20 protein-coding genes and 1 tRNA gene are annotated in these 20,371 nt (G+C 57.4%); 5 read left to right on the top strand and 16 right to left on the bottom strand.

Annotated elements, in window-relative coordinates; all coding sequences use genetic code 11:
• Positions 1 to 161: 161 nt before the first annotated feature.
• The 6 genes from BMZ10_RS13730 to queA form a co-directional block, all read right to left on the bottom strand.
• A complete protein-coding gene (locus BMZ10_RS13730) occupies positions 162 to 707 on the bottom strand; it encodes a glycine zipper 2TM domain-containing protein (RefSeq protein WP_093462975.1) in 546 nt (181 codons plus the stop codon).
• Positions 708 to 823: 116 nt separating this feature from the next.
• Positions 824 to 1,735 carry a protein translocase subunit SecF gene (gene secF / locus BMZ10_RS13725; RefSeq protein ID WP_093462973.1) on the bottom strand — a complete coding sequence of 304 codons (912 nt, stop codon included), beginning with the start codon at positions 1,733 to 1,735 and terminating at the stop codon, positions 824 to 826.
• Between the two features lie 9 nt (positions 1,736 to 1,744).
• Positions 1,745 to 3,613 (bottom strand): protein translocase subunit SecD, encoded by a 1,869-nt coding sequence (gene secD / locus BMZ10_RS13720; protein WP_093462970.1) that lies wholly within the window; start codon positions 3,611 to 3,613, stop codon positions 1,745 to 1,747.
• A 62-nt stretch (positions 3,614 to 3,675) separates the two neighbouring features.
• Positions 3,676 to 4,011, bottom strand: coding sequence for a preprotein translocase subunit YajC (gene yajC, locus BMZ10_RS13715; protein WP_002552468.1), 336 nt, complete (start codon positions 4,009 to 4,011; stop codon positions 3,676 to 3,678).
• Between the two features lie 55 nt (positions 4,012 to 4,066).
• The gene (gene tgt / locus BMZ10_RS13710; RefSeq protein ID WP_093462967.1) at positions 4,067 to 5,182 is read right to left on the bottom strand and encodes a tRNA guanosine(34) transglycosylase Tgt; all 1,116 of its coding nucleotides are present in this window, start codon (positions 5,180 to 5,182) and stop codon (positions 4,067 to 4,069) included.
• A 14-nt stretch (positions 5,183 to 5,196) separates the two neighbouring features.
• Positions 5,197 to 6,276 (bottom strand): tRNA preQ1(34) S-adenosylmethionine ribosyltransferase-isomerase QueA, encoded by a 1,080-nt coding sequence (gene queA / locus BMZ10_RS13705; protein WP_093462964.1) that lies wholly within the window; start codon positions 6,274 to 6,276, stop codon positions 5,197 to 5,199.
• Positions 6,277 to 6,384: 108 nt separating this feature from the next.
• On the opposite strand from queA, the gene BMZ10_RS13700 reads away from it, so the two are divergent.
• Positions 6,385 to 6,469, top strand: a tRNA-Leu gene (locus BMZ10_RS13700).
• A gap of 119 nt (positions 6,470 to 6,588) precedes the next feature.
• Here the strand turns inward: BMZ10_RS13700 and BMZ10_RS13695 are convergent.
• From BMZ10_RS13695 to BMZ10_RS13685, 3 genes are all read right to left on the bottom strand, one after another.
• On the bottom strand, positions 6,589 to 6,981 hold the full coding sequence (locus BMZ10_RS13695; protein WP_093462961.1) for a hypothetical protein: 393 nt from the start codon (positions 6,979 to 6,981) through the stop codon (positions 6,589 to 6,591).
• Between the two features lie 75 nt (positions 6,982 to 7,056).
• A complete protein-coding gene (locus BMZ10_RS13690; RefSeq protein ID WP_093462958.1) occupies positions 7,057 to 7,902 on the bottom strand; it encodes an RNase A-like domain-containing protein in 846 nt (281 codons plus the stop codon).
• Between the two features lie 494 nt (positions 7,903 to 8,396).
• Positions 8,397 to 9,140: an SDR family oxidoreductase gene (locus BMZ10_RS13685; protein WP_093462955.1), complete on the bottom strand. Its 744-nt coding sequence runs from the start codon at positions 9,138 to 9,140 to the stop codon at positions 8,397 to 8,399.
• Positions 9,141 to 9,261: 121 nt separating this feature from the next.
• Between BMZ10_RS13685 and BMZ10_RS13680 the strand changes: the two genes are divergently transcribed.
• The 4 genes from BMZ10_RS13680 to BMZ10_RS13665 all read left to right on the top strand — a co-directional run bounded on the left by BMZ10_RS13680 (position 9,262) and on the right by BMZ10_RS13665 (position 12,783).
• Positions 9,262 to 10,167 carry a LysR family transcriptional regulator gene (locus tag BMZ10_RS13680; RefSeq protein ID WP_093462952.1) on the top strand — a complete coding sequence of 302 codons (906 nt, stop codon included), beginning with the start codon at positions 9,262 to 9,264 and terminating at the stop codon, positions 10,165 to 10,167.
• Positions 10,168 to 10,319: 152 nt separating this feature from the next.
• Positions 10,320 to 10,982 (top strand): hypothetical protein, encoded by a 663-nt coding sequence (locus BMZ10_RS13675; RefSeq protein WP_093462949.1) that lies wholly within the window; start codon positions 10,320 to 10,322, stop codon positions 10,980 to 10,982.
• A 138-nt stretch (positions 10,983 to 11,120) separates the two neighbouring features.
• Positions 11,121 to 11,711, top strand: a complete 591-nt coding sequence (locus BMZ10_RS13670; RefSeq protein ID WP_093462946.1) for a DedA family protein — start codon at positions 11,121 to 11,123, stop codon at positions 11,709 to 11,711.
• 82 nt (positions 11,712 to 11,793) lie between these two features.
• Entirely contained in the window at positions 11,794 to 12,783 is a 990-nt protein-coding gene (locus tag BMZ10_RS13665) for an ATPase (RefSeq protein ID WP_093462943.1), read from the top strand.
• A gap of 132 nt (positions 12,784 to 12,915) precedes the next feature.
• Here the strand turns inward: BMZ10_RS13665 and cyoE are convergent, their stop codons facing one another.
• From cyoE to hmpA, 7 genes are all read right to left on the bottom strand, one after another.
• Positions 12,916 to 13,806, bottom strand: a complete 891-nt coding sequence (cyoE, locus tag BMZ10_RS13660; RefSeq protein WP_093462940.1) for a heme o synthase — start codon at positions 13,804 to 13,806, stop codon at positions 12,916 to 12,918.
• Positions 13,807 to 13,816: 10 nt separating this feature from the next.
• Complete coding sequence (gene cyoD / locus BMZ10_RS13655; protein WP_093462937.1) at positions 13,817 to 14,149, bottom strand: cytochrome o ubiquinol oxidase subunit IV; 333 nt, start codon at positions 14,147 to 14,149, stop codon at positions 13,817 to 13,819.
• Positions 14,150 to 14,782, bottom strand: coding sequence for a cytochrome o ubiquinol oxidase subunit III (locus BMZ10_RS13650; RefSeq protein ID WP_093462934.1), 633 nt, complete (start codon positions 14,780 to 14,782; stop codon positions 14,150 to 14,152).
• Between the two features lie 3 nt (positions 14,783 to 14,785).
• On the bottom strand, positions 14,786 to 16,804 hold the full coding sequence (cyoB, locus tag BMZ10_RS13645) for a cytochrome o ubiquinol oxidase subunit I (RefSeq protein ID WP_093462931.1): 2,019 nt from the start codon (positions 16,802 to 16,804) through the stop codon (positions 14,786 to 14,788).
• A 3-nt stretch (positions 16,805 to 16,807) separates the two neighbouring features.
• Positions 16,808 to 17,743, bottom strand: coding sequence for a ubiquinol oxidase subunit II (gene cyoA / locus BMZ10_RS13640; protein WP_093462928.1), 936 nt, complete (start codon positions 17,741 to 17,743; stop codon positions 16,808 to 16,810).
• Between the two features lie 469 nt (positions 17,744 to 18,212).
• On the bottom strand, positions 18,213 to 18,722 hold the full coding sequence (locus tag BMZ10_RS13635) for a disulfide bond formation protein B (RefSeq protein WP_093462926.1): 510 nt from the start codon (positions 18,720 to 18,722) through the stop codon (positions 18,213 to 18,215).
• A 427-nt stretch (positions 18,723 to 19,149) separates the two neighbouring features.
• Complete coding sequence (gene hmpA / locus BMZ10_RS13630) at positions 19,150 to 20,331, bottom strand: NO-inducible flavohemoprotein (RefSeq protein WP_093462923.1); 1,182 nt, start codon at positions 20,329 to 20,331, stop codon at positions 19,150 to 19,152.
• Positions 20,332 to 20,371 lie beyond the last annotated feature (40 nt).

The raw sequence follows: 20,371 nt of genomic DNA, 5'->3' as shown, positions 1-20,371 counted from the left end.
CGAAACCCAGGCTTCCACCACAAAAAAAGCTTACGCGCCGGGTATTCAAATTAAAAATATATAGTTGCTACCGACTCCAGACTTATCGGATATGGCGTGGTAGCGGGCAAAAAAAACACCCCGGATAAGGGGGTGTTTTTCAGAATAGCTGGATGTGACAGTTATTGACCGGCCTGACTCAACTCCAGCTGACCATCCTTGTTGACGGGGATCTGACTGCCTGGGTCGCGATCCATACGTACCTGACCGACCTTGTCGTTCAACTTGTACTTCACGTTGTAACCAACGACCTTGTCACTGATGTCGTTAACGGTATTGCAGCGGCTTTCAGTGGTGGTGTAGGTATCGCGGTTCTGCATGCCTTCCTGAACCTTGTTGCCCGCGTAACCACCGCCAACGGCGCCCGCCACGGTTGCGATTTTCTTGCCAGTACCGCCACCTACCTGGTTACCGAGCAGGCCACCCGCTACGGCACCGATAACGCTGCCCACAATCTGATGCTCATCCTTCACCGGAGCGCGATGGGTGACCGCGACATCCTTGCACACCTGACGAGGGGTTTTGATTTGTTCTTTAACAGGCTCGACGGCGAGTACATCGGCATACTCTGGGCCGCTTTGTTTTACGAGGCTATAGGTGGCCAAAGCACCACCGGCAGTCACACCGACAGCACCCAATACTGCACCAACTAGCAACGACTTGTTCACGTGAACCTCCTGACCATATTCAGCGCAATTGCTCGCGCTACTCCCAGCCTTGGAGCACAAAAAAAAGCGCGAGTTCACACTCGCGCTTTTTTTAAGGGATGACCGGTCAGCCATCGTCAGGGACGATCGTCGACCTTCTCGGTCGTCACTGGTGGCAGCAGGTCTTCAGTGCTCAGGTTGAGCCAGATCAGTACCACGTTGGCGATGTAGATCGACGAGTAGGTACCTGCCAGAACGCCAATGAACAGCGCGACCGAGAAACCGTGCAGGCTGTCGCCACCGAAGATCCACAGTGCCACGATGGCCAATAGCGTGGAGATCGAAGTCGCCATGGTCCGCAGCAGCGTCTGGGTGGTCGAAATGTTGATGTTTTCGATCAGCGACGCTTTGCGCAGCAGGCGGAAGTTCTCGCGGACACGGTCGAATACCACGATCGTATCGTTGAGGGAGTAACCGATGATCGCCAGCACGGCGGCCAGCACGGTCAGATCGAACGTCACCTGGAAGAACGACAGGATACCCATCGTCACCACCACGTCGTGGATCAGGGAAACGATGGCGCCGACTGCGAATTTCCACTGGAAGCGGAAGGCCAGATAGATCAGTACGCCACCCAGCGCGAGCAGCATGCCGATGCCGCCCTGATCGCGCAGCTCTTCGCCCACTTGAGGGCCGACGAACTCGACGCGCTTGACCGTTACCGGGTTGTCAGCGCCGGTGCGACGCAGCGCCTCGGCCACCTGAGCGCCCAGCTGCGGGTCTTCACCCGGCATACGCACGAGCAGGTCGGTGGTCGCGCCAAAACTCTGCACGATGGCTTCGTGATAACCCGAAGACACCAGCTCCTCGCGCACCTTGCCCAGATCGGCAGGACGCTCGTAGGTCAGCTCGATCAGCGTACCGCCGGTGAAGTCCAGACCGAAGTTGAGCCCTTTATGGAACCAGCTGAACAACGCCAGTACGGTGAGGAGCATGGTGATGGCGAACGCAACGTTGCGAACGCCCATGAAGTTGATGGTACGTTTCATGGCAGCCCCTTAAATCCACAACTTCTTGAAGTCACGACCGCCATAGATCAGGTTGACGATTGCACGCGTCACCATGATGGCTGTGAACATCGAGGTAAAGATCCCGAGCGACATGGTCACGGCGAAACCTTTGACCGGGCCTGTGCCCATGGCATACAGAATGCCGCCGACCAACAGCGAGGTCAGGTTGGCGTCGAGAATCGCGGTGTAGGCGCGGTCAAAACCTTCGTTGATCGCACGCTGCACGCTCATGCCGTTTGCCAGCTCCTCACGAATACGCGAGAAGATCAGCACGTTGGCGTCGACCGCCATACCCATCGTCAACACGATACCGGCGATACCCGGCAGGGTCAGCGTTGCGCCCAGCAGCGACATCAGCGCCAGCAGCATGACCATGTTGAAGGCCAGCGCAACCGTCGCGATCAGACCGAAGAAACGGTAGATGGCGAGGATGAACAGCGAGACGAACAGCATGCCCCACAGGGATGCATGCACACCCTTGGTGATGTTGTCGGCACCCAGGCTCGGGCCAATGGTACGTTCTTCGGCGAAGTACATCGGTGCCGCCAGACCGCCGGCACGCAGCAGCAACGCAAGCTCCGACGACTCACCCTGACCGTTCAGGCCGGTGATGCGGAACTGCGCGCCCAGCGGCGACTGAATGGTCGCCAGGCTGATGATCTTCTTCTCTTCCTTGAACGTCTGAACCGGCACGTCTTTCTCGACGCCGTCCACAACCTGTCTGGTGTAGGTGGTGGTCGGTTTCTGCTCGATGAAGATCACGGCCATGCTGCGGCCGACGTTGGCGCGCGTTGCGCGACTCATCAGGTCACCGCCGTGACCGTCCAGCTTGATGTTTACCTGCGGACGACCGTGCTCGTCGAAGCCAGCCTTGGCATCGGTCACCTGGTCACCGGTGATGATCAAACCGCGCTCGACCGCTGCCGCAGGGCGACCGCCCTCGCGGAACTCGAACATTTCAGTGGTGGCCTTGGTGTCATCCGGGCCTGCGCCCAGACGGAACTCAAGGTTAGCCGTCTTGCCGAGAATACGCTTGGCTTCGGCGGTGTCCTGCACACCCGGCAGCTCAACCACGATACGGTTGGCGCCCTGACGCTGAACCAGCGGCTCGGCCACACCGAGTTCGTTGACACGGTTACGGACGGTGGTCAGGTTTTGCTTGATCGAATATTCGCGGATCTCGGCGACCTTGGCCTGAGTCATGGCCAGGCGCAGGATCGGCATCTCGCCACGATCGCTCATGGTGATATCGAAATCGCTGTAATCCTTGCGGATCAGAGCACGGGCCTGCTCGCGGGAATCCGTGTCACTGAAGCCCAGCTGAATGGCGCCATTGTCCTGAGGCAGGCTGCGATAGCGCAGTTTTTCCTTGCGCAGCAGGCTCTTCACTTCGCCTTCGTAGACATTCAGACGAGCGCTGAGCGCCTTGTCCATGTCGACTTCAAGCAGGAAGTGCACACCGCCGGACAAGTCCAGACCCAGTTTCATCGGCGTAGCGCCGATGCTGCGCAACCATTTTGGCGTGGTTTGCGCCAGGTTCAATGCAACGACGTAGTCGTCGCCCAGCGCCTTGCGCGCGACATCTTTGGCTGGCAGCTGGTCTTCCTGCTTGGTCAGACGCAACAAACCGCCCTTGCCATTCTCGGCCAGAGACGCGCCCTTGACCGCGATGCCAGCATCGGTAAGCGCCTTGCTTACGCGATCCAGATCAGCCTGATTGACCTGCAGCGCAGTGCTTGCGCCGCTGACCTGAATAGCCGGGTCATCAGGGTAGAGATTGGGTGCGGAATAAATAAAGCCGATCACCAGCACTGCCAGGATCAGGATGTATTTCCACAGAGGGTATTTGTTCAACATCACGCCGCCTGCTTAGAACGCGGGGCGCCTTGCGCGCCCCGTCGATTGGTAAAAGACTGGAATCAGATGGCTTTCAGAGTGCCCTTGGGCAGGGTGGCAGCGATGGCGCCCTTCTGGATCTTCAGCTCAACGGTGTCGGACACTTCGATAACAACGAAGTCGTCGGTCACTTTGTTGATCTTGCCGGCAATACCGCCGGAGGTGACGACTTCATCGCCTTTCTGCAAGTTGCCCAGCAGGTTCTTCTGTTCTTTGGCACGCTTGGCCTGTGGACGCCAGATCATCAGATAGAAGATGACCAGAAAGCCGACCAGGAAAATCCACTCGAAGCCCGAACCTGCGGGGCCTGCAGCAGGTGCCGCTGCATCCGCGAAAGCGGGAGAGATGAAAAAGCTCATTTAACACTCCAGTTGCATAATTTTAATAATAGGAAGCGGTAAGACCGGATGTCGCTCAGTCCAACGGCGGCGTGGCAAGCCCGCGTTTGGCATAGAACGTGTCGACAAAGGCGGCCAATGTACCCTGTTGAATAGCCTCGCGCAAACCAGCCATAAGCAGCTGGTAATGCCGCAAATTGTGGATCGTATTGAGCATGCTCCCCAGCATTTCTCCGCACTTGTCCAGGTGATGCAGATAAGCGCGAGAGAAGTTCTTGCAGGTGTAGCAATCGCAGGTCGGATCCAGCGGCGAGTCATCGTGACGATGAAACGCATTACGAATCTTCAGGACACCGGTGTCGATGAACAGATGACCGTTGCGGGCATTGCGCGTAGGCATGACGCAGTCGAACATGTCGACTCCGCGACGCACACCTTCAACCAGGTCTTCAGGCTTGCCTACACCCATAAGGTAACGAGGTTTGTCAGCCGGCATGCGTCCTGGCAGGTAATCCAGAACCTTGATCATTTCGTGCTTGGGCTCGCCCACCGAGAGGCCGCCGATGGCCAGGCCGTCGAAGTCGAGTTCGTTCAGGCCGTCCAGCGAGCGCATGCGCAGATTCTCGTGCATGCCGCCCTGCACGATGCCGAACAGCGCCGCCGTGTTCTCGCCATGGGCGATCTTCGAACGCTTGGCCCAGCGCAGCGACAGTTCCATGGATGTACGTGCGACATCCTCATCGGCCGGATACGGCGTGCATTCGTCGAAGATCATCACGATGTCGGAGCCCAGGTCGCGCTGAACCTGCATCGACTCTTCAGGGCCCATGAAGACCTTGGCACCGTCGACCGGCGAGGCGAAGGTCACGCCTTCTTCCTTGATCTTGCGCATGGCGCCGAGGCTGAACACCTGGAAGCCGCCGGAGTCCGTCAGAATCGGACCCTTCCATTGCATGAAATCGTGCAGATCACCGTGAGCCTTGATCACTTCGGTGCCGGGACGCAGCCACAGATGGAAGGTGTTGCCCAGAATGATCTGCGCGCCAGTGGCCTCGATATCCCGGGGCAACATGCCCTTGACGGTGCCATACGTGCCGACCGGCATGAAGGCCGGGGTTTCGACGACGCCACGCGGAAAGGTCAGACGACCACGACGAGCCTTGCCATCGGTGGCAAGCAGCTCGAACGACATACGACAGGTGCGACTCATGCTGGATCCTCTGGGGCCGAGTCCACCGGGTCATGACCCTGAGGCGCAGTCGGCGCGGGATTGCGGGTGATGAACATGGCATCCCCGTAACTGAAAAAGCGGTAACCGTGCTCCACTGCAGCCGCGTAGGCGGCCATGGTTTCCGGGTAACCGGCGAATGCCGAAACCAGCATCAGGAGCGTGGATTCAGGCAAATGAAAATTGGTGACCAGCGCATCGACCACATGGAACGGCCGGCCGGGGTAGATGAAGATATCGGTGTCGCCGCTGAATGCCTTGAGCACGCCATCTCGGGCCGCGCTTTCCAGCGAGCGCACGCTGGTCGTCCCCACTGCAACGACCCGCCCGCCGCGCGCACGGCACGCCGCGACGGCATCGACCACTTCCTGAGTGACTTCAAGCCACTCGTGGTGCATGTGGTGATCCTCGATCCGCTCGACACGCACCGGCTGAAACGTCCCCGCCCCCACGTGCAGCGTCACGAACGCAGTCTGGACGCCCTTCTCGGCAATCGCGTCCATCATGGTCCGGTCGAAATGCAGACCCGCCGTGGGCGCCGCCACCGCACCGGCCCGCTGCGCGTAAACAGTCTGATACCGCTCGCGGTCGGCGTCATCGTCCGGGCGATCTATATAAGGAGGCAGCGGCATGTGGCCCACGCGCTCGAGCAACGGCAGCACCGGCTCGGCAAAACGCAGCTCGAACAACGCATCGTGGCGCGCAACCATTTCGGCTTCGCCACCGCCATCGATCAAGATGGTCGAACCCGCTTTGGGCGACTTGCTGGAGCGTACATGAGCCAGCACGCGATGCTGATCCAGCACGCGCTCAACCAGAATTTCCAGCTTGCCGCCCGAAGCCTTCTGCCCGAACAGACGCGCCGGGATCACCCGGGTATTGTTGAAAACCATGAGATCGCCAGGACGCAGATGCTCCAGCAGATCAGTGAATTGGCGATGTGCCAGCGCGCCGCTCGGCCCGTCGAGGGTGAGCAAACGGCTGCTGCGTCGCTCGGCCAGAGGATGGCGAGCGATCAATGCATCGGGGAGTTCGAAGGTAAAGTCAGCGACACGCATGATGGGGTTCGTCTAGCAGGGCCGGGAAGTTTAGCGGAAAACCTGAAAATTGACCATGAAACATGATTGACCAACGGTAGGCTCGTCTCTATACTTCGCCGCCATTGAGCCCTGATGGCGGAATTGGTAGACGCGGCGGATTCAAAATCCGTTTTCGAAAGGAGTGGGAGTTCGAGTCTCCCTCGGGGCACCAAACAGCAGCACCTTCAAGCGGTTACGTAGCTTGAAGCAAAAAAAACCGGCCAGATTTGAGCCGGTTTTTTTGTGGGCGTGATTTGACCCCGCCGAGCGTCACGACATGCAAAGTGACATTTAGGGTATTGGCCTAGCGTAGATCGATTTGAACCACTTAATCACGTCGGTCGGCAAAGACCTGTTCGTCTCCGCCTCTCTTTGTTCGATCATCGGCAAGACTTGAGAGAACAACACCGACTCATCGCAGCCAAATCTTTCCGGGACGAAGAGCAAGAAATCATCGTAGGGAAAAATTGCATCCAGCGAGTAATCCATTTCTTCGCACTTTTTCACATACGCAGCCATGTCTTTTTTGAGCGACCTGATTTCCAGATAAGATTTATTGTCCACCCACAGGCCTACGATTTCCTCAAGCCCGAGCTGCTCAGTACGCATCTCTTCAGGAAGATGATCCTGTATCCCGTCGCCGAGATCACACATAAAACTAAACAGCTGACGATAGCTACGCATCATTGTTCCTACAGAGGTGCTGGAGCCTGAACCGCAAACGGCCTTTAAAAACTGACACTGCTGTGAACCACGACGTCAGAGAACTGGATACGCAGTGACTATATAAGCGGGCATAAAGTTATATTCTGTAAAGTCTACAACCACGCAGACCTTGCTCATGTCTCGCGGAGAATCAGGGGCTGCGCGTGCAATGCCCCATCCAATATTCTTTCCAACATCCATTGTCAGTACTACCCTATTGTTCACCCGTAATACTTTGGCTTTGGAATAGAGCAATATCTTGCTCTTATTTGACTTTAGCACCTGGCTCACTGCCCATTCTGCCATTTCTATGCTGGCAAAAGTCGACATAACGTCAGCCGATTTCTTGCGCTTTAATCGTTTTTGCAGTTCATCTAAGGCTTTCCCCACATGGAATTGCAATGTGTGTCCACCAGGACCGTTTTTCGGTGCATTAGGAAATCTCTCGCTCACGACAACCGTCATCCTCCCCGCCCGAACCGACGAGACCCTGAACGCGTTATAGAGCGAAGCTGTCGAAAGCGGGACCGCGAACTCAGCCGCGAGCCCGACGACTTGACCGCTGGCGCGGGATGCACCCATGACTTCGGCGGCCGTCATGCCCGCCTTGAACGCATACGAATCGGTTTCCCTGGCGGTCACCAGTTGGTGCGCGCCGGCCGCCATTTGGTCGGCGGCGTGCAGCCCCATGGCAACGCATCCCACTTTGGTGATCATTGTGGGTTCCGGGACTGCGCATAGCACGCCGGCGCCGCCGAGCTCTATGATTCCCCCCACTAAGCGCAGGCTGCCAACGACTCGGCTCGAGAAAATCTCGTAGGGCGTGAGGGATTCGTTCTCCAGAATCGCGGCCATTTGGGCAAGGCTAAGCGTGACGCGAAACTCGTCCTGATCGGGCAAAGGTCATTTCCTTATGAAGACCGGGTTTTAAATCCGTAGGTAATGGACATTGAGAGCCTGGATCGCGGTGCTACGCAGCCCAACTCCAGGAAAATCAACGTATCGAGATTAATTTTCGAGGAAGCGAAAACTAGCGTGGGCGTTTTGGATGAACAAGCCGAACGGAGAAATTTGGAAATTGCTTACAGGCAAGGAAACTACTGGACTACAGGCTCTGCACCGAATGACGATCCGTGCCGTCGCTTCCCTGCACTTTGAGAGCAGGACTTAGCCGTCGCATTCTGCAGAAGAAAGGAGCCACAGCCCGGAAGACTATGCAGTCTCAGAAGCGTATTTATAAGAAAGCGTTGAAATGTGAGTTTTAATAACAGCCATGCCCACCGCGAATATATTCGTTCCCACAGAAAGCGCGAACAGTTATTAACAACGTGATCGTCCTAAATTGCGAATGTGTTGCTGCAGGTTTTAAGCCTGCAGCAACACAACTCAGCGCATCAGAAGTCCTGCGCAGTAGGCCGCAGAACAATTTCGTTGATGTCGACATCGCCTGGCTGTTCGATGGCGAAGGCGATGGCGCGGGCGACGGAATCGGCCGGGATCGCTTGCTTGTAGAACTCGTTCACGGCATCAGCGCTTGGCTGGTGGCCGCTGCCCAGTTTCAACTCGGAATCCACTGCGCCAGGCTCGATGGTGGTGGTGCGGATCTTTGCGCCGACTTCATGGCGCAGGCCGTCGGAGATCGCGCGCACGGCGAACTTAGTGCCGCTGTAAACCGAACCGCCCGGGCTGAAGACCTTGATGCCTGCCACCGACGAGATGTTGATGAAATGGCCGGAACCTTGTGCTTCGAACTTAGGCAACGCGGCGGCGACACCGTAAAGCACCCCTTTCACGTTGATGTCGATCATGCGGTCCCACTCGTCGACGCGCAGCTCGGCGATGGGAGAGATCGCCATGAAACCTGCGTTGTTGACGATGACGTCGATGCGGCCGAAATCTCTGACGGCGTTGTCGACCAGAGCCGATAAGTCTTCGCGACGGGTAACGTCCACCGTGTAGGCAGAAGCCTGACCACCTGTGGCCTTAATCTCCTCAACGATGACGTCCATACGCTCCTGACGACGCGCACCCAGTACGACTTTAGCGCCGAGGTTTGCCAGATGGCGCGCGGTCGCCTCTCCGAGGCCGCTGCTTGCGCCGGTGATGACGACGACTTTGCCTTGAATGCCTTTGCTCATGATCAGTCTCCTGCAGATTGATTCGGGAAGTTGTTGAGAGCGAGTGTGCGATCAAACTTCGCTTCAGAAAATGGAAGAGTTAGGATTTGAGAATTCCATTTTCTGGAACTTGAGGACCGTCATGCTCAACCGCCTCGAAATGCTGCGTATCTTCGTCGTCGCTGTGGAATCACCCACTTTTCGCGAGGCAGCCAATCGCCTGGGGACATCGCCGCAAAAAATCACCCGAGCCATCAAGGAGCTCGAGCGCTCTTTCGCCGAGCCATTGTTTCACCGCAGCACTCGGCAGGCGCACGTCACAGCGTTTGGAGCTGAGATCGCCCAACGGGCGCGGGACACGTTGAATCAGTTCGATCAGTTGTTCGTATCTAACACGCGCCTGCAGCCGACCAGCGTCAGCGGACGCGTCGGGATCACTGCGCCGCACTCGATCGGCAAGCTCTACCTTGCACGCTATCTGAAGCCGCTGATGGAGCTGAATTCAGGATTGCGGATTGAGCTGAGTCTGGATGATCAATTGACCGACGCCGTTGCCTCACGCATTGATATCGGCATACGCATCGGTGCCGTGCGAGACAGGCGCTACATCGCGCGCGCTATCGGGCAGGTGCCGCTGAAGGTCGTCGCTGCGCCAGCATTGATCAGAGCGACCAGCTTGCCGACCACCCTCGACGATCTGAAGGAGTTGCCACTGTCGACGCTGATTGACCGTAACAACGGCAGGCCCTGGCCCTGGATGTTTTCGGAGGGCCGCATGTATTCGCCGCCCTCCCCGGCGTTTAGCTGCGACGATCCGGAAACGGAGCTGGAATTCGTTCTGTCGGGACTCGCATTCGCTCAGGTGCCTCATTATCTCGCCGAGCAACATTTAGCCAACGGTCTGTTGGTCGAGGTTCTGCAACAACTGGCCCCCGCGCCCATGGATCTGATCATCTACCGCACGCAGTCCGGACCGGTGCCGCCCAGGGTCAGGCTGGTTTACGACCATCTGCTCGCAAGCTTTTCGGATCAAAAGCTGTTCCCCTGATGCCTCTGCGGCGGCTCGCCATCGGCTACCTGTGTGAGCGCTTTTATAGCGCTTCCGAGCACCGCAGCCGCGATTTTCAACTAGCCTTAACATTGACTGATCCAAAGCGACCCGGCTGTACGCTCAACCTCGCTGATCGGATAAAAACAACAATGAAAGATCCCTATGCGTTCGGTTTCTATTGCGCCCTTTTCGCTCTCGCGGCGATGACCGGCGCGGTCTTCTACGAGTCCTACTCCGGCGCCGGCGACTCAGGTTCCGCTGCGGCATTCAATGTCATCAACTCATGTTCCTCTCTGGTTCAGGCGCTGGCGGCCATCGGCCTGGTCGGGCTGGCGTTCAAGGCGTATCGAGCGTGGAAAAACGAAATCATCCACAACAAGGCGCTGAGCATTATCTGGGAAGCCAATGTGGCCTTTCGCGAGATTGAGCTGAGTTTCAACGAATGGTTTTTTGGCCCCAACGCCGTGGAAAAAGCCAACAGCGAGGGCGCACGGATCACCTCGCTGCTGGCAGCCAGTCCGTTCGGGGCGAGCCTGCGCAGCTTCAAGAAGCAGTGCATCCTGATCGACAAAGTCGTAATCAAGGACGACTGGCAATGGGTCAACCATGCCACTGAGCTGGACATGCTGGCCCGGGTGCTGAGCATGGACGCCTTCCGGCCTACCACCAAAGCGAAGGAAACAGCCAACATCATCGATTTTCTCTATTCTCGGGAAGGCGAAGCATTGAAACGCACTCAGAGTGAGTGGGAAATGCTTATGAAAGTTATCGAGAAAGACCTCGCGGCGCTGGAGGCGCAATACAGCGCATAACGTCGGAAGGTTCGCAACACGCGGACAGAACTGTTAACCGACGGCTCGGGTCGAAAGGCGTGCGACACTGCCGCAACAGGCAAACACGCCGCCGGATGCTCCTGCGGTTTTTATCCTTCCGAAGGCCACCGCCACTCCATGTTCGAACACATCGACATCAATTACCTGCTCGCCAATTATGGCTACTGGGCAGTTTTCATCGGTTGCCTGCTCGAAGGCGAGACGATCCTGATCCTCGGCGGACTGGCCGCTCATCAACATGTCTTGCAGTGGCCGCAGGTCATGGTCTGGGCCACGTTGGGCGGGATGATCGGCGATCAGATCCTGTTTTGGACGGGACGCTACTTCGGCCCGCGCCTGATGCCGCGCCTGCACCGTCAGCAAGCCACCATCGACCGGGTCTCCGGGCTCATCGAGCGCTATCCGACGGCGTCCATCTTCTCTGTGCGATTTCTTTACGGCATGCGCCTGATCGGTCCTCTGGTGATCGGCGCCAGCCGCCTCTCACCGGTGCGCTTTTCGATCATCAATCTGCTGGGCGCGGCCGTTTGGGCTGTGCTGTTCGTCACCGCCGGATACTGGGCAGGCGAATTTCTGGAGGATTTGCTCGGCAATCTCAAACCCTATCGCCTTCCCATCTTCATCGGCGTTGTGGTGCTTGCGGCGGCCATTGCGACTTACCGACATTTCAGAGCTAAAGCTAAACGCGCGAAACGCCATCAGCCCTGACGGCACCCGCCGAAACAATTGCCCACACACTGGCTATTGCGCATCATGAGCGGCATGACTTCGGCAAGGATTCGGCCGCTCTATGAAAACCAGCAAGACGATCACCCGCGCATTCTGTGTAGAGCTGCAGCAAGAAGTCTCGATCGTGGCAGCGCGACGGGAATTCTTCTCCCAGGAGCCGCCTCGCGCGCGTTTCAGCTTTCTGTGCTCAAGCGAAGCGTGTCGCGCGCTGGGCGTGAAGATCACCGGCGTTCGCTATGACGTAAAGCCGCAGGAGCACCCAACGTTCGTCGCCGCGCATTTTCGCGCCAACCCGAACTACGAGCACCACGCCGATTGCGAATGGGTCGATGACGCTCAGTCGCCCGATGATCAGCCGGATCCAGCCGAGACCGAAGCGCAGAGCGCGTTGCGCAAGGTCAAGCGCAAGCTCGACGATTACATTGATGTGTTCGACCCAGCGCTCAAGGAAAGCGCCAAAGCGGCGCCGGTTCCGATAAAGTCCGACACGCCTGTGTCAGAACCACTGACGCCTTCAGCGGTTGCGTCTGACGCGCCAAGAACCACCAAGACCACTCCAACCCGCACCAATAACCTCGAGCGACTGGTGGACAGCTTCCGTCAGGCACAGGCGCAACTGAGCAAGGAAGAGTTCGCGCTGCTGACGTTGCGCGTTCCGGGTCAGGGCGAGGTGTCGCTGAGATCGTATTTTCGTCATATCAAATTCGCCCAGCCCGGCGAGGAGCGCCGTGTTCTGTATGGCGGCGGCCTGGTGGAGCGCTACGGCACCGGGTTCAAGTTCAAGTTCTTCGATCGGCTACAAGGCAAGTTGGTGACACTCTACGTTTCGCCCGCGCAGATGCAGGCGTATCGATCGAGTCGCTACATCAGCGAGCTGTTGAGTCATGCCGATGAGGTCCGGTTTTTCACGGTCTTCGCGCTGGGGACCCTTGCGCTTAGCCCATCCGGGAAGAGCGTCAGCGTGCACATCGAGGACCTGCGTCATCTGGCGATCGTGCTGGGGCCTGCGAAGGAGCCGACCGATCCGCAAACCGCTGCCGTCGCGGGGTAACGCGCGAATCGGGGGGTGCAGGCACGGCAGAATCAAAGGCCTGGGCCGCCCGGCTCAAGGGTGAGCGCTGACCCATAAAAAAACCCCGCAGCTCTTACGAGCGACGGGGTTTCGGTTGTTTCAGTCAGGGCATCAAGGTGCTGCGTATGTGACCAGCAGCTCTTTGGTTACCTGAAAGTCCAGCGACATCGCCACGCTCAAGGCGGTGATGGTGAAGATGGAGAACACGAACAGCTTACGTGCCCAAACGGAGTCATCTTTGGCTTTGTAGCCTGTCCACGCCATGTACAGCCAGTACATGCCCATGGCCGCCGCGACTGCGAGATAGTTGAGCCCGGCGTAACCGCCGAAGGTCAGCATCAAGGTAGCCAGCAGGAAAGCCAGGATGTAGATCAGGATGTGGCGCTTGGCGACCCGGATGCCACGCTTGACCGGCAGAACCGGAATCGAAGCAGCCAGGTAGTCGTTGAAGCGGAAGATCGCGATGGCGTACGAGTGAGGCATTTGCCACAGGCTGAACATCACCAGCAACGTCAGTGCCGCCAGGTCGAAGCTGTTGCTGACCGCAACGTAGCCGATCACCGGCGGCATCGCGCCCGACAGGCTGCCCACCAATGTGCCGTGAACGGATTTGCGTTTCAGGTACAGGCTGTAGAAGCCGACATAAATCACAAAACCGATCACTGCGCACCACGCGGCCAGCGGGTTGGCCTTGGTGTACAGCAAAGCGACACCGGCAACGCCCAACACCGTGGCGAACGCCAGGGCCAGTTTCAACGAAATCAGGCCCTGAACCAGTACGCGGTTCTTGGTGCGCTCCATCTTCACATCGATATCACGATCGATGCAGTTGTTGAAGACGCAACCAGACGCCACGACCAGCGAAGTCCCGATCATCGCCACCAGGAACAGACCGAAATCGATGTGTCCCTTGGAAGCCAGAAAAAAGCCACCTGCCACCGAAAGCACGTTACCGAAAATGATCCCCGGTTTGGTGATTTGGATAAAGTGCTTCAGTGACATCAGGTTTTCCTCAGTGCGCCATCATAGCGGTGTGGATGCTGAACATGATCCATACCGTCAAGCCAACCAGAAGAACGATAACCAGCGTGGCGAACGCGAATGCAACCACGTTGTTGCGCTGTGCCACCGAACGGTCCAGGTGCAGGAAGTACACCAGGTGAACCAGAACCTGCACGACCGCGAAGATCAGCACGATCCACAGTGTGGCAACTTTCGATACCGTCGGGAACATAACCAGACCGAAGGGAATCGCGGTCAGGATGATCGACAGTACGAAGCCGACCATGTACGACTTGAAGCTGCCGTGGCTGGAATCGTCATGGGAGTGATGTGAATTTGCCATTTAAATGGTCCCCATCAGATAGACAACGGTGAACACGCAGATCCAGACCACGTCCAGGAAGTGCCAGAACAGGCTGAGCATGCTCAGACGGGTCTGGTTGGTGGCAGTCAGACCATTCTTGCTGACCTGGTACATCATGATCGCCATCCAGATCAGACCGCTGGTCACGTGCAGACCGTGGGTACCGACCAGCGTGAAGAACGCCGACAGGAAGCCGCTGCGGTTAGGGCCGTAGCCCTCGGAGATCAGCATGTGGAACTCGTTGATCTCCATGCCGATGAAGCCCATACCGAACAGGAAGGTCACGAACAGCCAGCCCAGCACACCGGACTTGTTACCTTTGTGCATCGCCAGCATGGCGAAGCCGTAGGTGATCGAGCTGAGCAACAGGCAGGCGGTTTCGCCCAGCACGTATGGCAGTTCGAAGATGTCGTGGCCTGCTGGACCACCGGCAACGTTGTTAACCAGCACTGCGTAAGCGGCGAAGATCGACGCGAACAGAATGCAGTCGGTCATCAGGTAGATCCAGAAGCCGAAGATTTTCATCTCGCCGGCGTCATGGTGACCGTGGTCATGCTCATGGTCATGACCGTGGTCGTGACCTTTAGCACCTTCAAATACTAAGTTCGACATTGTTTATGCCTGCTCCAGCTTGTTGACAGGAGTGTTTGCCTGGGCATTGCGGACCGAGGCCAGGATCTTGTGTTGCTCGCCTTCGATGCGTGCCACTTCCGAAGCAGGAACCATGTAGCCCTGATCGTCACGTGCAGCGTGGATGACGAAGTAAACGACGGTGCCAACCAGGCTGGCGATCGACAGCCACCAGATGTGCCAGATCATCGCGAAACCGAAGACGGTCAGCAGAGCACCCATTACCAGGCCGGTAGCGGTGTTGTTCGGCATGTGGATGTCGGAGTACTTGGCCGGAACCGGGTACGCTTCACCATCACGCTTGGCTGCATAGAACGCGTCGATCTCGTTTGCCTTCGGCAGTTCTGCGAAGTTGTAGAACGGCGGAGGCGACGAAGTGGACCACTCCAGGGTGTGGCCATTCCAAGGGTCACCGGTCACGTCACGGTTCTGCTCGCGGTCACGGATACTCACGTAGATCTGGATCAGCTGGCAGGCGATACCGACCATGATCAGCGCTGCACCCCAGAACGCGACGTGCAGGTACGGCGTCCAGTCCGGGTTGTCAGTGGTGTTCAGACGACGGGTCATGCCCATGAAGCCCAGTGCGTACAGCGGCATGAATGCCACATAGAAGCCCGAGATCCAGAACCAGAACGCTGCCTTGCCCCACTTCTCGTTCAGCTTGAAGCCGAACGCTTTCGGGAACCAGAACGCGAAGCCTGCGATGTAACCGAAGACAGCACCACCGATGATCACGTTATGGAAGTGCGCGATCACGAACAGGCTGTTGTGCAGAACGAAGTCAGCACCCGGGATGGCCAGCAGAACGCCGGTCATACCACCGATGGAGAAAGTAACCATGAAGCCCAGGGTCCACATGACTGGCGCGGTGAAGCGCAGACGGCCCTGGTAGATCGTGAACAGCCAGTTGAACAGTTTCACGCCCGTCGGGATGGAAATCAGCATCGTCGCCAGACCGAAGAAGGCGTTGACGCTTGCACCCGACCCCATGGTGAAGAAGTGGTGCAGCCAGACCATGAAGCCCAGTACGGAGATCGCGCCGGAGGCGTAGATCATCGAGTGGTGGCCGAACAGGCGCTTACCGGTGAACGTCGAGATGACCTCGGAGAAGACTCCGAACGCCGGCAGAATCAGGATGTACACCTCAGGGTGACCCCACGCCCAGAACAGGTTCACGTACATCATCGGGTTACCACCCAATTCGTTCGTGAAAATGTGGAAGTCCAGGTAGCGGTCAAGGGTCAGCAGTGCCAGGGTGGCGGTCAGGATCGGGAACGACGCCACGATCAGAACGTTTGCCCAGGTGCAGGTCCAGGTGAAGATCGGCATGTCCATCAGCTTCATGCCAGGCGTGCGCATCTTCAGGACGGTAACCAGGAAGTTAACGCCCGTCAGTGTCGTACCCAGACCCGATAGCTGCAGTGCCCAGATGTAGTAGTCGACACCCACGCCCGGGCTGTAGCCCAGTTCAGACAGCGGCGGATAGGCAACCCAACCGGTACGTGCGAATTCACCGACGCCCAGGGAAACGTTGACCAGCACCACACCGGAGATCAGCAGGTACAGACTCAGGGAGTTCAGGAACGGGAAGGCAACGTCGCGAGCGCCGATCTGCAGAGGCAGAACGATGTTCATCAGACCGGTGAAGAACGGCATCGCCATGAAGATGATCATGATCACACCGTGAGCGGTGAAGATCTGGTCATAGTGTTCAGGCGGCAGATAGCCGGGCGAACCCTCGGTGGCCAGAGCCAGCTGGGAACGCATCATGATGGCGTCAGCGAAACCACGCAGCAGCATGACCATGGCGATGATGATGTACATCACGCCGATCTTCTTGTGGTCGACCGAAGTCAGCCACTCGGTCCACAGGTAGGTCCACTTCTTGAAATACGTGATCAGACCGAGTACCGCTGCACCGCCAATAGCGATCATGGCAATCGTGATCATGACTATCGGTTCGTGGAACGGTATCGCGTCCAGACTTAATTTACCAAACATCGTTTACTCCTCTGCCTCAGCAGCTGAATGCTTACCCATGTCCATCCCTTCCATACCGGCCACTTCTTTCTTCTCGTGCTCAATCTTGCCCGGCTTCATACCTTCATACTTGTCGATGATGATCTGGAACAGGTTCGGAGTGACCGTGGAGTAGAGTTCAACGGGGTTACGTTCGCTAGGTTTGGCCAGAGCGGTGTACTCAGCCGTTGCCAGCTGTTTAGGTGAATTCTTGACTTCAGCAACCCAGGCGTCGAAGTCAGCCTGCGAGGTCGCGGTCGCCTTGAATTTCATGCCGGTGAAACCTGCGCCGCTGTAGTTGGCGGAGATACCATCGAACTCGCCGTTTTCATTGGCGATCAAGTGCAACTTGGTCTGCATGCCGGCCATCGCGTAGATCTGGCCACCCAGTGCAGGGATGAAGAACGAGTTCATGACCGAATCTGAGGTGATGCGGAAATTGATCGGCGTGTTAGCCGGGAAAACGATCTTGTTGACGGTCGCGATACCCTGTTCCGGGTAGATGAACAGCCATTTCCAGTCCAGCGCAACCACTTCGATGGTCACAGGCTTGACGTCGGATTCAAGCGGACGGTATGGGTCCAGCGCGTGGGTCGACTTGTAGGTGACGTAGCCAAGCACGATGATGATGGCCAGAGGCACCAGCCAGACAACCAGTTCAATCTTGGTCGAATGCGCCCAGTCAGGGGTGTAGGTTGCGCTCTTGTTAGAGGCGCGATACTTCCAGGCGAAGATGATGGTCATGAAAATGACCGGCACCACCACCAGCAGCATGAGCAGAGTAGCGGTGATGATCAGATCACGCTCTTGCACGCCGACATGGCCCTTGGAATCCAGCAGGGTGTAATCGCACCCGCTGAGCAGGAGCATGCTGAAAAGGGCCAAGAAGCCAAAAAACCTGGGGTACCTTTTTTTACTCATCTCACGACCTCTAAAAGCAGCTTTCGCATCGCAGTTGGGTTTCGACCGCCAACACTTCACCCTGCCAGGTGCTGGCAAATTTTTGGATTGAACAGGGGCCTGTCAGGAAGCTTATGGCCTCGTAACAAATCCGGGTTTAGCTGTGGTTTCTTATTCGAATGGTGGCAACCGCCTACGCGGACCAGATCCCTTGGCGCTGACATTCTGAATTTGACGCAGGAGGCCATTCGAACGGCGTCTACAAAGGCGTAAAAACGCTTTCCGACCTCGATTTCCGCCGTCCTTCAAGTGATGGGGGCGTTAAGTGGGGGCGATTGTAGATACGTAAAGTTTTATTGACTATGAGTTTCTGCGCAACAGTTAATTTCCGAATCCGTAAAAATGCGGTCTTATGTCGCACCCTGAAACAGGTCAATAGCCCCGAAATTCTTAAGGATTTTGGGGCAGTTTTTTATGCAACACTTTGTTATCAGCGCGCTTTCATCCGGTTACGAATGATACCCACCGGTACCAGAACAACTGTGAGAACGAAAGCCGTTAGCGCCCATTGCGCCAGCGAAAGTCCGAAAACTGGCGGATATGGCGTCTCACAGAAGCCAGCGACCTGAAATCCGAGCGGAAACAGCGACGCGAGCGGCAATCCATCGACAATGGGTTGCAGCACATCGATGCCGCAGCTCTCGGTCGGATGCGTCTGGATGTAGACATGACGCCCGGCCGCAACAATGCCGCCCACTGCACTCAGGGTCACCAGAAGCTCGCAGATCGTCAGACTCAGACGCCCCGGCATGGCAGCGCCGATGAACGCGAAGACGGCGATGAACAGCAACGCATACCGCTGAAGGATGCACAGCGGACAAGGCGCCTCGCCCAGTACCACCTGCATGTACAGCGCTCCACCGATCAGCGCCAGGCAGATGATGCCGAGCAGAACCAGAAACTGCTTCTCACGCCGCAGGTAAAACATCTTGTCAGTCATTCACATACCCTTTGAATTGGAGTCCATCCGGATCGACGGATGCGTATTGTTGCGGGCCGGGACGGTCCGGAAAGCCGGCAATTCTACCATCGTCGCATCGCCCCGCTCACTGCCGGATAATCCGGTCGCATGATGCTCATGCCACCACCGGTCAACGAGCCGAGCCATTTTTTCAGGCGCGATGTTGACCACGCCTGCATTACCCGAACATTAACGCTCCAGGCAGAGCTCCTCACGAGAAACCGCTTGCTGCAAAACCTTGCTCTCGAGCCTGCGCACACCGAAGCCTGCGACCGTTTGCCACAGCGACATCCGGACGCAGAATTTCTTCTTATATATAGAAGCGTGCGGCTTTTTGTCGCAGACATGCCTGTGCCGCCGAACCTCCTTCTATATATAGAAGCATGCGTCCATTTGTCGCAGCCAGTCACTCCAGTGCTGATGCCGGACCGAAGAACTCGTAACGCGCCTGCCCATCCGGTACGCCCGCGGCCTTCAATTGACGTTTCATTGCCGCCATGAAGCCTTTCGGCCCGAGGAAGTAGGCGTCGACGTCGCGATTCTCTGGCAGCCACTGCTCCAGTCGCGCCTGATCCAGCATGCCGATGGCGTGGGCTGCCGGACTCTTGCCGTCATCCTCCGCATAGCAGTAGAAGCGTTTGAGTTGAGGATGCTTGCCAGCCATGTCTTCGATCCAGTCACGGAATGCGTGCACCGATCCGTTGCGCGCGCAGTGAATGAAGTGGATCGGACGCTCAGTGGCCACCGCCGCTTCGAGCATCGCTATAGTCGGGGTGATTCCAACGCCGCCGCTGATCAACACCAGCGGTTTGTCGCTGTGCGCCAGCGTGAACTCGCCCGACGGTGTGAACAGATTGATGCTGTCGCCCACCTTCACGTTGTCGTGCAAGTAGTTGGACGCCCGTCCCCCCGGTTCGCGCTTGACGCTGATGCGGTACTGATTGTTGCCCGCCAGTGCCGACAGCGAGTAATTACGGCGAATTTCCTCACCGTCCAGGAACAGCTGCATGCCGATGTACTGACCGGCCGTAAAAGCAAGGATCGGCTGACCATCCGCAGGTGCGAAGTAGAATGAGGTGATCTCGGCGCTTTCCGGCACTTTGGCCACCACCTTGAATTCGCGCGCGCCGCGCCAGCCGCCGGGCGCCAGCGCCTTCTCGTCGTAGATGGTTTTCTCGGCGCCAATCAGGATCTCGGCCAATTGTCCGTAGGCTTTGCCCCAGGCTGCGATGACCTCATCCGTGGCGATTTCAGCGCCGAGCACTTCACGAATGGCTTCCAGCAGGCACTCGCCCACCAATGGGTAATGTTCCGGGAGGATCTGCAAGGCCACATGCTTGTTGATGATCTTTGCAACCAGATCGCCCAGTTGCTCAAGCTGATCGATGTGGCGTGCATACATCAGCACGCCGTTTGCCAAGGCACGAGGCTGGTCGCCGCTGGCCTGATGCGCCTGATTGAACAAGGGCCGCACCTGGGGGTACCGGGTCAGCAGCTTTTTGTAAAAGTAAGTCGTCAGCGCTTCGCCGCCGCTTTCCAGCAGCGGGACGGTGGATTTGACGATGGCACGATCCGAAGCAGTCAACATGATGCACTCCTGAGACTCTTTTGATAAAGAATGTCTGTTA

It is taken from the genome of Pseudomonas sp. NFR16, from assembly GCF_900108875.1.
GTDB lineage: Bacteria > Pseudomonadota > Gammaproteobacteria > Pseudomonadales > Pseudomonadaceae > Aquipseudomonas.
The sequence above is the reverse complement of the archived record's forward strand: the minus strand, read 5'-3'. Positions and strand labels throughout refer to the sequence as shown.